Annotated in this window: 11 protein-coding genes; 9 read left to right on the top strand and 2 right to left on the bottom strand. The window is 64.1% G+C overall.

Annotation, left to right across the window (positions count from 1 at the left end):
• The first annotated feature begins 62 nt into the window (after positions 1-62).
• The 5 genes from ACK41X_RS04860 to ACK41X_RS04840 all read left to right on the top strand — a co-directional run bounded on the left by ACK41X_RS04860 (position 63) and on the right by ACK41X_RS04840 (position 6,147).
• Positions 63-797 carry an IclR family transcriptional regulator gene (locus ACK41X_RS04860; RefSeq protein WP_409719837.1) on the top strand — a complete coding sequence of 245 codons (735 nt, stop codon included), beginning with the start codon at positions 63-65 and terminating at the stop codon, positions 795-797.
• 130 nt (positions 798-927) lie between these two features.
• The gene (locus ACK41X_RS04855) at positions 928-2,157 is read left to right on the top strand and encodes a CaiB/BaiF CoA transferase family protein (RefSeq protein WP_409719835.1); all 1,230 of its coding nucleotides are present in this window, start codon (positions 928-930) and stop codon (positions 2,155-2,157) included.
• Between the two features lie 4 nt (positions 2,158-2,161).
• On the top strand, positions 2,162-3,340 hold the full coding sequence (locus tag ACK41X_RS04850) for an acyl-CoA dehydrogenase family protein (RefSeq protein WP_409719833.1): 1,179 nt from the start codon (positions 2,162-2,164) through the stop codon (positions 3,338-3,340).
• A 12-nt stretch (positions 3,341-3,352) separates the two neighbouring features.
• On the top strand, positions 3,353-5,140 hold the full coding sequence (locus ACK41X_RS04845) for an acyclic terpene utilization AtuA family protein (protein WP_409719832.1): 1,788 nt from the start codon (positions 3,353-3,355) through the stop codon (positions 5,138-5,140).
• A 2-nt stretch (positions 5,141-5,142) separates the two neighbouring features.
• Positions 5,143-6,147: a ketopantoate reductase family protein gene (locus ACK41X_RS04840; RefSeq protein ID WP_409719830.1), complete on the top strand. Its 1,005-nt coding sequence runs from the start codon at positions 5,143-5,145 to the stop codon at positions 6,145-6,147.
• A gap of 54 nt (positions 6,148-6,201) precedes the next feature.
• On the opposite strand, the gene ACK41X_RS04835 is transcribed toward ACK41X_RS04840, so the two are convergent.
• On the bottom strand, positions 6,202-7,653 hold the full coding sequence (locus ACK41X_RS04835; protein WP_409719828.1) for a L,D-transpeptidase: 1,452 nt from the start codon (positions 7,651-7,653) through the stop codon (positions 6,202-6,204).
• A 172-nt stretch (positions 7,654-7,825) separates the two neighbouring features.
• On the opposite strand from ACK41X_RS04835, the gene ACK41X_RS04830 reads away from it, so the two are divergent.
• The gene (locus ACK41X_RS04830) at positions 7,826-9,046 is read left to right on the top strand and encodes an acyl-CoA dehydrogenase (RefSeq protein ID WP_409719826.1); all 1,221 of its coding nucleotides are present in this window, start codon (positions 7,826-7,828) and stop codon (positions 9,044-9,046) included.
• A 173-nt stretch (positions 9,047-9,219) separates the two neighbouring features.
• Entirely contained in the window at positions 9,220-9,993 is a 774-nt protein-coding gene (locus ACK41X_RS04825) for a sulfite exporter TauE/SafE family protein (protein ID WP_409719824.1), read from the top strand.
• A gap of 9 nt (positions 9,994-10,002) precedes the next feature.
• Here the strand turns inward: ACK41X_RS04825 and ACK41X_RS04820 are convergent, their stop codons facing one another.
• Complete coding sequence (locus ACK41X_RS04820) at positions 10,003-10,839, bottom strand: alpha/beta hydrolase (RefSeq protein ID WP_409719822.1); 837 nt, start codon at positions 10,837-10,839, stop codon at positions 10,003-10,005.
• A gap of 144 nt (positions 10,840-10,983) precedes the next feature.
• Between ACK41X_RS04820 and mtnA the strand changes: the two genes are divergently transcribed.
• Together mtnA and ACK41X_RS04810 are read left to right on the top strand one after the other, a co-directional pair.
• Positions 10,984-12,108, top strand: coding sequence for an S-methyl-5-thioribose-1-phosphate isomerase (gene mtnA / locus ACK41X_RS04815; RefSeq protein ID WP_409719906.1), 1,125 nt, complete (start codon positions 10,984-10,986; stop codon positions 12,106-12,108).
• Positions 12,105-12,596: an MmcB family DNA repair protein gene (locus tag ACK41X_RS04810; RefSeq protein WP_409719820.1), complete on the top strand. Its 492-nt coding sequence runs from the start codon at positions 12,105-12,107 to the stop codon at positions 12,594-12,596. Before mtnA ends, ACK41X_RS04810 begins: the two co-directional genes overlap by 4 nt.
• Positions 12,597-12,790: the final 194 nt, after the last annotated feature.

Raw genomic sequence — 12,790 nt, 5'->3', positions numbered from 1 at the left:
CGTCTGTTTTGTACAGTGCGGGAACCGTTGTATGTATCGGCCAATTGTCGGAGCTCCGGCGCATGTCCAAGATCGTCGAGCGCACGCTCGATTTCATCGAACTGTTTGCGAACGAACGCCGGCCGCTGTCGCTTTCGGATATTTCGCGGATGCTCGGCATTCCGGCCTCGAGCTGCCATGACGTATTACGGGCGTTGCTGGCGCGCGGCTATGTTTATGAAATCGGGCCGCGCGCAGGATTTTATCCGACGGTGCGCCTCTTCAATCTGGCCAGAACGATTTCCGACCACGATCCGATTCTGCTTCGGGCCGAATTGCTGCTGCGCAAGACGCGCGACACCATCGACGAGTCGGTATCGCTCGCCAAGGCCGGCAAGACCAATGCCACTTATCTGCTGGTGCTGGAGCCGAGCCATGCCTTGCGCTTCATGGTCGCGGTCGGTTCCGAGGTGCGCAGTCTGCACGCGACTTCTGCGGGAAAGGCGTTTCTTGGGAGCCTGAGTCCGGAAAAATTCGAGGCCTATCTGAAGACCGCCAAACTCGAACCGATGACGCGAAACACCATCCGGTCCAAATCGGCCTTGCGCGAGGATATCGAGGCGTCGAAGCGGCGAGGCTATTTCCTCAATCGCGAGGAAAGCGTCGAGGATGCGACCACGGTGTCCTCCTTATTCGGCTGGAACGGCGCGCATTACATCGTGACGATCGCGGGCCCAACGTCGCGCATGGCCGGCAAGCTCGACCGGGCTGCCAAGCTCGCCATGGACGCGTGCAAGACCCTGGGCGATGGCCGATAGACTTTGCTACGCGACGCGGGTCGCCGCCTGCGCGCGTATCCGCCTCCAGCATTTGACTCGGGTTTCCCGCGAACCTACAACTAATTCGAAATAGCGTCATAATGTTCGCAATAGCGAATTTGGAGGACGGGTGAAGACGTCCGGAACACCCAGGGCAAAACCCCCTGCGAAAGCGAGCGGCCCGCTATCGGGCATTCGCGTCATCGACCTGACGACGGTGGTGATGGGGCCGTCGGCGACCCAAATTCTCGGCGATCTCGGCGCCGACGTCATCAAGGTCGAGTCCGCGGGCGGCGATTCCATGCGCTGGATCGGTCCCAATCGCACCGAGGGCATGGGCCCGCTCTATCTCAACGCCAATCGCAACAAGCGCAGTATCGTGCTCGATCTGAAAGACGCAGACGACCGTGAGGCGCTGCTGTCGCTCCTGCCGTCCGCCGATGTGTTCGTCTCGAACATGCGGCCGCAGGCGATGGCGCGGCTTGGTCTCGGCTACGACGCGATCGCCGCCGTCAAGCCCGACATCGTGTATTGCCTCGCGGTCGGATACGGGTCGGACGGTCCGAATGCCGGGCAGGCGGTCTATGACGATCTCACCCAGGCCGGAAGCGGCATCGCCGGATTGTTCCAGGCGATCGACGGCGCGCCGCGCTATGCACCGGTGAATATCTGCGACCGTGTCGTCGGGCTCTATCTCGCCATTGCCATCATCAGCGCGCTGCATCACAGGGCGCGGACCGGCGAGGGCCAGCAGATCGAAGTGCCGATGCTGGAGACCATGGCGCAATTCGTGCTCGCCGATCATATGGGCGGCGGGGCGTTCGTGCCGCCGCTCGGACCAATGGGCTACAAGCGATTGCTGTCCCGGGTGCGTGGGCCTTATCCGACCAAGGATGGCTATCTTGCGCTGGTCGTCTACACCGACAAGCATTGGCGCGCATTTTCGGCGATGGCCGGGCAGCCCGATCTGCTCGACACCGATCCGCGGTTCCGGACGCAGGAAACGCGCACGCAGCACGCAGAAGACATGGGGCATTACCTCAAGGCGCACCTGCCGCGGAAAACGACTGCGGAATGGATCGCCGCTTTGCGCGAAGCCGACATTCCGGCCCATGCGGTGAACCGGATCGAGGATTTGTTCGACGATCCGCATCTGAAGGCGGTGGAGATGTTCACCGAGATGGAGCATCCGACCGAAGGCAGGGTGAAGGTCGCGCGTTTCCCTGTGAAGTTTTCAAAGACGCCGGCTCAGATCCGTTGCCTTGCTCCCAATCTCGGCGAGCACACCGACGAAATCCTTCCCGCGCGCGCCAAGAGGCGTGCCGCACTACGCAAAGCAAAAGCCGGCACCGGGAGCTGACGCTGTGAAAACCTTCGACGCCCTCTGCAACACGCCGGAACGGCGCGAGATCCGCGACGCCGTGCGGGCGATCTGCGACCAGTTCGATGACGATTACTGGCTGGAAAAGGACAAGGCGCACGCCTTCCCGTTCGAATTCGCCAAGGCGATGGCCGATGGCGGCTGGCTCGGCATCGCGATGCCCGAAGAATATGGCGGCGCGGGACTTGGCGTGACCGAAGCTGCGATCATGATGCAGGAGGTGGCGCATTCGGCCGGCGCGTTCGCGGCCTGTTCGACCATCCACATCAACATTTTCGGTCTGCATTCCATCGTCAAGCACGGCACTGACGCGCAGAAGAAGGCATGGCTGCCCTCGATCATCGACGGTTCGTCGCGCACCTGTTTCGGCGTCACCGAGCCCGATGCCGGTCTCGATACGTCCAAGATCAAGACCCGCGCGGTGCTGAAGGGCGACCGCTACATTGTCAACGGTCAGAAAATCTGGACGTCGACCGCCCAGCAGGCCGACAAGATCGTGCTGCTCGCACGGACTGTGCCGATCGAGGAATGCAAAAAGCCGACTGACGGGTTGACGCTGTTCTATACCGACTTCGACCGCTCCAAGATCGAGGTGCGCGAAATCCTGAAAATGGGACGGCACGCGGTCAATTCGAACCAGACCTTCTACGACAATTACGAAGTGCCGGTGGAGCACCGCATCGGTGAGGACGGCAAGGGCTTCCGCTATATCCTCGACAGCCTCAATCCCGAGCGCATCCTGAATGCCGCCGAGTGTGTCGGCATCGGACGGCGCTGCCTCGAAAAGGCGGTGAAATATGCCGGCGAGCGCGTCGTGTTCGGCCGTCCGATCGGTCAGAACCAGTCGATCCAGCATCCGCTGGCTGAGAACTGGACGGAATTGCTGGCTGCCGAGTTGCTCACGCTGCGCGCAGCGGAACTGTATGACAGCGGACAGCCATGCGGTGCGGAAGCGAACGCGGCGAAATATTTCGCCGGCGATGCTGCCTTCAAGGCTGCGGACCAGGCGGTGCGCACCCATGGCGGCATGGGCTATGCGGCGGAATTCCACGTCGAGCGCTATTTCCGCGAGGCCGTGGTGATGCGGCTCGCGCCGGTGTCGCGCGAGATGGTGCTGAACTTCCTGGCCGAGCGCGAACTCGGCCTGCCGAAGTCGTACTGACGGGAGCCGCGCGTGGCGGAAAAGGTCATCAACATCGGCGGCGCCTCGGGCGCCTGGGGCGACAGTCCGATGGCGATCCCGCAATTGCTGACGGCCGACGTCCATTACCTGATGATGGACTATCTCGCCGAAGTCACGATGTCGCTTCTCGCGCGCGCACGCATGAAGGATCCGAATGCGGGCTTCCCGCCTGACTTCGTCGCCTATCTGAAGCGCTCACTGCCCGAGATCGCGAAGCGCGGGATCAAGGTCGTCAGCAATGGCGGTGCGGTCAATCCGCAGGGCGCCAAACGGGCGCTGGAAGCCGTCTGCGCCGAACTCGGACTGTCGCTCAACATTGCCGTGGTCGAAGGCGACGATGTGCTGCCGCATCTCGATGCGTTGCGCGCGACCGTGCGAGAAGCCTCGACCGGAGAAGCCTTGCCGCCGAAGCTTCTCACCGCCAACGCCTATCTCGGTGCGCTGCCGATTGCCGCCGCGCTCGATCGCGGCGCCGATATCGTCATCACCGGGCGCTGCGCCGATTCGGCGCTTGCGCTCGGCATCCTGATGCACGAATTCGGCTGGAAGGCCGACGACTACGACAAACTCGCAGCGGGCAGTCTGGTCGGTCATATCCTCGAATGCGGTCCGCAATCGACCGGCGGCGTGCATACCGACTGGGACAAGGTGCCGGGCTGGGAGAATATCGGATACCCCATCGCCTCCTGCAAAATCGACGGCAGCTTCGTGCTCTGGAAACCCGACAATACCGGCGGATTGATCGTGCCGGCCTCAGTTGCCGAGCAGGTCCTCTACGAGGTCGGCGATCCGGCCGCCTACATGCTTCCCGATGTGGTCGCGGATTTCACGCAGGTGCAACTCGAACAGGTCGGCGAGAACCGCGTGCGCATCTCCGGCGCGAAGGGCTACCCGCCGACATCGCAATACAAGGTCTCCGCCACGTATCAGGACGGCTGGCGCGGCGTCGCCACGGTGTCCATCGTCGGCCCCGATGCGGTCGCGAAAGCAGAGCGGACCGCCGAAGCGCTGCTCGCCCGCGCGCGCATGCTGTTCCGTCAGCGCCAGCTTCCCGATTTCACCGCAACGCACACCGAGGTGCTGGGCTCGGAGTCGGCCTACGGCCCGAAGGCGAATGCGCGCGGCGTGCGCGAAGTTCTGCTGCGGCTCGTGGTCGATCATGCCGAGCGCGAAGCCATCGATATCTTTGCGCGCGAACTCGGCTCCGTCGGCATCAGCTTCGCCCAGGGGACCACGGGAATTCTGTCGGGCCGGCCGAAGCCCACGCCTGTGGTGCGGCTGTTCACCTTCTTTGTCGATAAGGCCGCGCTGGGCGCACCGACGGTGCAGATCGGAGACGACGAGCCGTTTGATGTCGAGGTTCCCGCGCAAGGCGGCTATGCGGCTGCTACGGCAATGCACCGGTCTTCGGACGCCGCCGGGCCGGACGGAACGGAATCCGAAATCACGCTGCGCGCGCTTGCGGTTGCGCGCTCTGGTGACAAGGGCAATTCATCCAACATTGCGATCATCGCGCGCGATCCGAAATACGTGCCGCTCCTCCGCCGCGAGGTGACGCCGGAGAAGATGGCGGCGCATTTCGAGGGCCTCGTGCATGGCAAGGTCACGCGCTACGAGGCGCCGGGCTTGCACGCCTTCAACTTCCTGCTCGAAGATGCGCTTGGCGGCGGCGGCATGGCATCGCGGCGCATCGATCCGCAAGGGAAGGCCTTCGGCCAGATGGCGCTCGAAATGAAAATCAGAGTGCCGCGCGCGCTGGCCAAAGAACTGGAGCCGTAGCCGTGCGTATCTGCATTTACGGTGCCGGTGCGAGCGGCGGCCACTTCGCGGTGCGTCTGGCGCTTGCGGGGCACGATGTCTCGGTAATTGCGCGCGGTCCGCATCTTGCGGCAATCAAGCAGCACGGACTGCTCTTGCGGACCGGAAAGGACGCGCTCTCGGCCCAAGTTGCGGCAGGCGACAGCCCGGCGCCATTCGGTCCGCAGGACGTGGTGATCGTTGCCACCAAGGCGACAGCTTTGCCGGTGATTGCCGCACAGATCGGGCCGCTGGTCGGCAAGGATACGCTCGTCATTTTCCCGCAGAACGGCATGACCTGGTGGTATCCGGTCGGCCTGCCGGCATCGCATCCCAAGCCGCCGGCTATTCCGATCTTCGAACTTGCCAAACCGTTCCTCGCGGCGATGCGGCCCGATCAGGTGCTCGGCGGCATCATCTATTCGGCGAACGAGGTGGAGGCGCCGGGTGTCATCAAGAACAATTCGCCGGCGCATAACCGGATGGAGATTGCGCCCATCGATCAGGCAAGCGCGATGCGCGACACGCTTAGTGCGCTGCGCGCTGAATTCGAAAGCGCCGGCATTCTGTCGCCCGATCCGGGCGACATCCGCGCCGCGGTCTGGACCAAGCTCGTCAACAACATGAGCGGCTCGACCATCGGTCTTGCCACCGCAAGTCCCTCTGACGGCGCGCGCAAGGATGCCGCATTGTCCGAAATCTACCGCCGGGTCATGCGCGAAGGCCTGAGCATTGCCGCCGCGCACGGCTATCCTCTCGATCTCGACCCCGACCGCATGCTGGCGCGACTATTAAATCATAAAGCGTCCCTCTTGCAGGACTATGAGCAGCATCGTCCGATGGAGGTTGCCGAGATCGTCCTTGCGCCGGTCGCCTTTGCACGCGCGGCAAAGATCGCAACGCCGACGCTCGATACCATCGCCGCAATCGTGACCAAGCTCGCGAAGGACCGCGGACTGATTGCTGCCGATTTGGGTGTTGATCTGTAGCCAGGGTTGAGCGAAGCAATAGCCGGGCGTTGCGGTCTCGGCGTCCGGGTCGTGCTAACGCGTCACGACAATGAAATCGGTGAAGTTTGCGGTCTCCGTTCCGAGACCGTGATCGGATACGATCAGCGAGGCTCCTGCGGTGACGTATTCGGAAATGCGTTCCACCACCTCGGGCGCAATCTCGATGCGGTCGAGCGCAGCGGCGGCGCTCAGGCTCGGGATCGGCGTCGGCTCCGGGGCCACCGCGGCCGGCTTGACCGGCACCTCGATCTGCCGCCCGTACCGGTCCAGGATTTTGCGGGTCTTGATCCTTTCCGTCTGCGGCAATTCCTGCGGCATGGTCACCGCGGTCCAGCGCAATTCCTTGTCGTTGCCGTCCTGGGCGATCGCGCTGAAGACATGCGTGCCGAAATTCTCGCTCGCGTCCTTGAACGACACCTCCGCGCTGAACAGCGGCACGAAGTGCTGGCGCACGTAAAGCCGCTTCTCCTTCTTGCTGATGAAGACCGAGATCGGGCCTTTCGGCGGCGCCTTCTTCTGCTTTGCGTCGAGGGACTGGACAAAGCTCGCAAAAATGGGGGCCGGAATATCCGCAGGCCGCGGATAGATCGATGCGGTGGCTTCGGACGCTGCTTCGGTTGCCGGGACGGACAGATCCGCTGCGGCGCTTACCTCGACGCTCTGTGGAGCGTTATTGGAGCCCTCTCCGGCCGGCTCGCCGGCGCCGTCGGTTGCAATGGTGCCTGCGTTTGCGGTGCGCAGGCGCGCCGACGTCGTGTCCAGGGTCTTGCGCAGGTCGGGCGGCGCTTCGGCCGTTGCGGGGGCGGGCCTCGGCTGGAACAGCAGGGGATGCGCAATCTCGAACGGCGTTACATCCTCGCGCGAGACGATCACACGGGTATTCATCCTGACGTGTTGCCAGAGATAGCTTGCATAGCTTTCCGGCAGGCGGATGCAGCCATGCGAGGCGGGATAGCCGGGCAGGGCACCCTCATGCAGGGCGATCCCCGACCAAGTCAGCCGCTGCATATAGGGCATCGGCGCGCCGCTATAGATGTTCGAGCGGTGATGCCGGCTGCGTTGGATGATGCTGAAGACGCCAAAGGGTGTCGGGTGCGTGGCCTTGCCGGTCGAGACCGGCGATTGCGACACCAGCTTGCCGCCCACGTAAAACGATACGTTTTGCGACCGGACCGACACGATGAGCATGTGTGGCCCCGGCGGCGGCGGTGCGAGTTTGACCGCCTCGCGCGGCTTGCCGGTCGGCCTGCGTGGGGCTTCGGAGCGGGGCGGCAGGCGGCGCGGGTCCGGCCGGCGGCTCTCGAGCCTCGGCGGGGGCGGCGGCGCATAAAAATAGGGATCCCGGTAATATGGATCCCGATAAAAGAAGCGGTCCTGCGCGGCTGCGTCCGAGATCGGCCAGGAAACGCAGGTCAGCGCCAACAGGCCGATTCCGGGCAGCCGCACCGCCGACGGGCCGGCAAAAATGTTACTCTGGTTACGCACCACTGAACCTCGCCGCCGAAAAACCGCATCCTAGGCGCCGAATCCGAATAGAAAGTTAGCTAATGCAACTTCCGCGGTATTCCGGGCGGCTTCAGGCGATTCCAGCTGAGTGTTGCATTTACGGTAAATATCTGACCGATAGCGGTCAGACAGGATCCCGCAGGAGATCGACATGAGTCAGGCCGCAGAGAAACTGAGCACCCCCCGCCCCGGTTCCATCAAGGACGTCCATTTCGACTGGGAGGATCCGCTCGATCTGGAAGGCGAACTGACGGAAGAAGAGCGCATGGTCCGCGATACCGCGCGCGGCTATTCGCAGGACAGGCTGATGCCCCGGGTGATCGAGGCCTATCGCGACGAAAAGGTCGACCGCGAGCTGCTGCCCGAGATGGGCGCGCTGGGTCTCCTCGGCCCGACCATCCCGGAGGAATATGGCGGTGCGGGCCTCGGCTACGTTGCCTATGGTTTGATCACCCGCGAGATCGAGCGGGTCGACTCCGGTTACCGCTCAACGCTGTCGGTGCAGTCGTCGCTGGTGATGTATCCGATCTATGCCTACGGCACCGAGGCGCAGAAGAAGAAATACCTGCCCAAGCTCGCCTCCGGCGAGATGGTCGGATGTTTCGGCCTGACCGAGCCGGACCACGGCTCCGATCCCGGCTCGATGGTCACGCGCGCCGAGAAGGTGCCGAACGGCTACCGGCTGACCGGCGCCAAGATGTGGATTTCAAATTCTCCGATCGCCGATATCGCCATCGTCTGGGCGAAACTCGACGGCAAGATCCGCGGCTTCGTCGTCGAGCGCGGCACGCAAGGATTCACGACGCCAAAGATCGAAGGCAAGCTGTCGTTGCGCGCTTCGGTCACTGGCGAGATCGTGCTCGATAACGCGTTCGTGCCGGAGGATGCGCTCCTTCCGAATGTGTCGGGTCTTGCCGGTCCGTTCGGCTGCCTCAACAACGCCCGCTATGGCATTGCCTGGGGCGCCATGGGCGCCGCCGAATTCTGCTGGCACGCGGCGCGGCAATACACGCTGGATCGCAAGCAGTTCGGCCGCCCGCTCGCCGCCAATCAGCTGATCCAGAAGAAGCTCGCCGACATGCAGACCGAGATCACGCTCGGCCTGCATGGCGCGCTGCGCCTCGGCCGCCTGATCGAGGCAGGGCGCGCCGCCCCGCCTGCGATCTCGCTGATGAAGCGCAACAATTGCGGCAAGGCGCTGGATATCGCCCGTGTCGCCCGCGACATGCATGGCGGCAATGGCATCGCCGACGAATTCCACGTCATGCGCCACGTTGCCAATCTGGAAACCGTGAATACCTACGAGGGCACGCATGACATCCATGCGCTGATCCTCGGCCGGGCGCAGACCGGCATTCAGGCGTTCTTCTGATCGCCCAACGGCTGTCACCGGACGCATAGCTCACCTGTGATGCCCGGCCTTTGTGCCGGGCATCGTTGCGTTTACAGCTTCGCCACGGATTTGCCGGATGGCCGCCTTGCTGGCCAGACCGGGCCGCTCCGCAATGGACGCGGCAATCGGGGAAGCGCGGGCAGACAACAACCATGGAACTTGCGGCTGCCGCATTGCTGGGTGTGGCCGGCCTTGCCGGCGGCACGATTGCGAGTCTTGCCGGCGGCGCGGCGCTGATCACCTTTCCGACCCTGATTGCGGTCGGGCTGACGCCGATCTCCGCCATCGCCTCCAATATCGCGGCGCTGACGCCCGGCAGCCTGATCGCCGCCTTGTCCGACCGCACGCAATTGCCGCCGCTGGATCGCGGCTTTGTCGGGCTGGTTCTGGCCTCGGTGATCGGTGCCGGCATTGGCGCGATGCTGCTGATGCTGACGTCGAACCGGATCTTTGAAATTCTGGTTCCGCTTCTGATCGGCTTCGCCACCGTGCTGTTCGCCTTTGGCGAACAGATCAGCGGGGCCATGCGCGCGCGTTCGCTCGCCAAGCATGGCCGCGAGCCCGAAATCAAGCTCACCTCGATCCCGATGCTGCTGCCGGTGTCGGTCTATGGCGGCTATTTCGGTGCCGGCCTTGGCGTCCTGCTGGTGGCGGTGCTGCAGCTTGCCACGTCCGGCCAATACCGACCGGCCAATGCCACCAAGAATCTCGTCGCCGCCTTGAACGGCGCGGTGGCGGCCATGGTGTTCGCCGTCCAGGGCAGCATCGACTGGCCGGCGACCCTCACGATGATGGGGGGCGCGCTGATCGGGTCGCTGATCGGCGCCCGCATCGCCCGCCATGCGCCGCGCGAAATCATGCGCTGGGTCGTTACCGCGATCGGAGTGATCCTGACGATCGTTTATGCGTGGCGATACTGGTTTTGAGCGAGAGCATTATGCCCGCGTCATCTCGCAAAGCTCGACCACCCGTCCGGTCATCGCGCTGAACGGATCGGCCAGCGGCGCCACCACGTTGAAATGATGTGCACCGGGCACTTCCTCGTAGCGGGTTTCGACCCCGGCAGCACCCCAGGAATCCGCCATGACATGCGACAGCCGGATGAATTCAGGCAATTCGTCGCCGCCGACGACGATGTCGAGGGTGCGGCCCGCCGGGGCCGGCCAGAACAGCGGCGAGCTTGCCCGCGCCGACGCCTCGTCGAGCTTGAAATCCACGTTCATGTCGGTGTCGATCAAGCCCGCGAGGTCGAACACCCCAGAGATCGCATAGCCTGCGGGGACCAGATCGGCCGGCGCCCCGTGTCTGGTCCAGTCGGTCGCCATCATGCAGGCGGTGAGATGCCCGCCGGCGGAATGACCATAGACCATCATCCGCCTGCCGAAGCGCTTCCACAGCAACAGCACAGCCGCGCGCATCTGCTCGATGATCTGCGCGATCGAGACCTGCGGGGTGAGGTCGTAGCCCGCGACCGCGACGGTCACGCCGTTTGCCGTCAGACCGCGTGCGAGATGGCTGTGTTCCTTCGGGCTCATCGCGCGCCAATAGCCGCCATGGATGAACAAAGCGAGCGGGGCGTCGTCTTCCTTCGCCCTGAACAGGTCGATATATTGCCGCTCGCTCGGGCCGAACCGGATGTCGAATTCGGCGCGGCCCTCCTTGGCCATCATGTCGCGATAGGCGGCGGCGTCGCGCTGCCATTGCGCAACAATCGTCGGAAAATCGGCTACCGCGGCGCGGTTGTTGTAGGCTGCGCTGTTGTCGATCGCCATTTCCGCTACTCCTGAGGGACGGCACCCTGAAATCCGGCGGGAGATTGCGTCAGCAGGGTGGCGAGCGCAAGCGAGCGGGTACGAATCGCGCGCATCCCGATTTTTCGATTTTCGCACGCTTCGCGACCGGGTTTAATGTGCGCCATGAAAATCGGCGGCATTTCCACCCGCAGCGTCTGGCGCGAGCCGGACGGCTGGTCGGTCGGCATTCTGGACCAGACCCTCCTGCCCTGGCGCATCGCGCGGCTGCGCTTGCGCAATGACGCCGATGCGGCGCACGCGATCGCCAGCATGCAGACGCGTGGCGCACCGCTGATCGGCGCGGTCGCGGCCTACGGGCTGGCGCTGGCTTTGCGCGCGGACTCATCCGACGACAATCTGCATCGAGCTTATGCAAGGCTGCTGGCGGCGCGGCCGACCGCGATCAATCTGAAATGGGCGCTCGACGAAATCTCGGCAGCGGTGCGGCATCTGCCGCCGCCGCAGCGCGCCGAAGCCGCGTACCGCCGTGCCGACGCGATCTGCGATGAGGATGTCGCGATCAACACGGCGATCGGCCAGCACGGCAAGCGGCTGATTGAGGCCGTGGCGGCGCGCAAGCGGGCGGACGAACCGGTCAACATTCTCACCCATTGCAATGCCGGATGGCTGGCGACCGTGGATCTCGGGACTGCCACGGCCCCGATCTATCTGGCGCATGATGCCGGCATCGCCGTCCACGTCTTTGTCGATGAGACCCGGCCGCGCAATCAGGGCGCGTCGCTGACTGCATTCGAATTCGGTCAGCACGGCGTCCCCCACACCGTCATTGCCGACAATGCCGGCGGGCATCTCATGCAGCATGGCCGCATCGACATGGTGATCGTCGGCTCAGACCGCACCACCGGACGCGGGGATGTCTGCAACAAGATCGGCACCTATCTGAAGGCGCTTGCGGCATTCGACAACGGCGTGCCGTTTTACGTCGGCCTGCCATCGCCGACCATCGACTTTTTGTCGGACGACGGCGTTGCGGATATTCTGATCGAGGAGCGAAGCGGCGCCGAGGTGTCGGCCGTGACCGGGCGGACCGAGACAGGCGGCGTGGGCACGGTCACGGTGGTGCCGGATGGCACGGCGGTGGAAAATCCGGCTTTCGACGTGACGCCGGCGCGTCTTGTGACCGGGCTCATTACCGAGCGCGGCGTGCTTGCCTCCTCACGCGAGGCGCTGGAAGCCGCGTTTCCGGATCATCCGTCGCGGCGGCGTCCGCCGGAGGCGGCGGCATGAGCGAACTGATCCGCCGCGTTGCGCAGATGCCGGTGGACGGCCGGCAATCGCAGACCGCGCTCACGGTGGCGCGCGGCACCATGCGGCTGTTGCTGTCGCACGGCTTCACCTGCGTCAGCGAATTGCCGCTGCCGTCGGGCCGCCGGGCCGACCTCGTCGGTCTCGGGCGCGGCGGGGAAATCTGGATCGTGGAAATCAAGTCCTCGGTCGCCGACTTTCGGACCGACCAGAAGTGGATGGATTATCGCCTGCATTGCGACCGGCTGTTCTTCGCCACCACGGTCGAGGTACCATGCGACATTTTCCCCAAGGATACCGGGCTGATTGTCGCCGACGGATTCGGCGCTGAATTCGTTTGCGAAGCGCCGGAACACAAATTGCCGGCGCCGACGCGCAAGGCGATGACGCTGCGGATCGCGCATTGCGCGGCGCTGCGGCTGCAATCGTTGATCGATCCGGCGGGGCCATATGGCAACGAAATCAGGTAACGTCGGCGCAGACCGCAGACGCGGCCTGGCCTGGGTCAATCTCTGAACCGATCTAGTCTAGCGCCCGCCGCCGAATATGCCGCGCACGCGCGACCACAGATCGCGCGCCGAACCGGAAAAGATTGCGAACAGGATTCCGACGATGACCAGCGGGATCCACAGCAGCATCAATCCGGCGAGCAGCAGAAAGAACA

The organism is Pseudorhodoplanes sp. (assembly GCF_046289595.1).
In the GTDB taxonomy this organism is placed as follows: Bacteria; Pseudomonadota; Alphaproteobacteria; order Rhizobiales; family Xanthobacteraceae; genus Pseudorhodoplanes.
The sequence above is the reverse complement of the archived record's forward strand: the minus strand, read 5'-3'. Positions and strand labels throughout refer to the sequence as shown.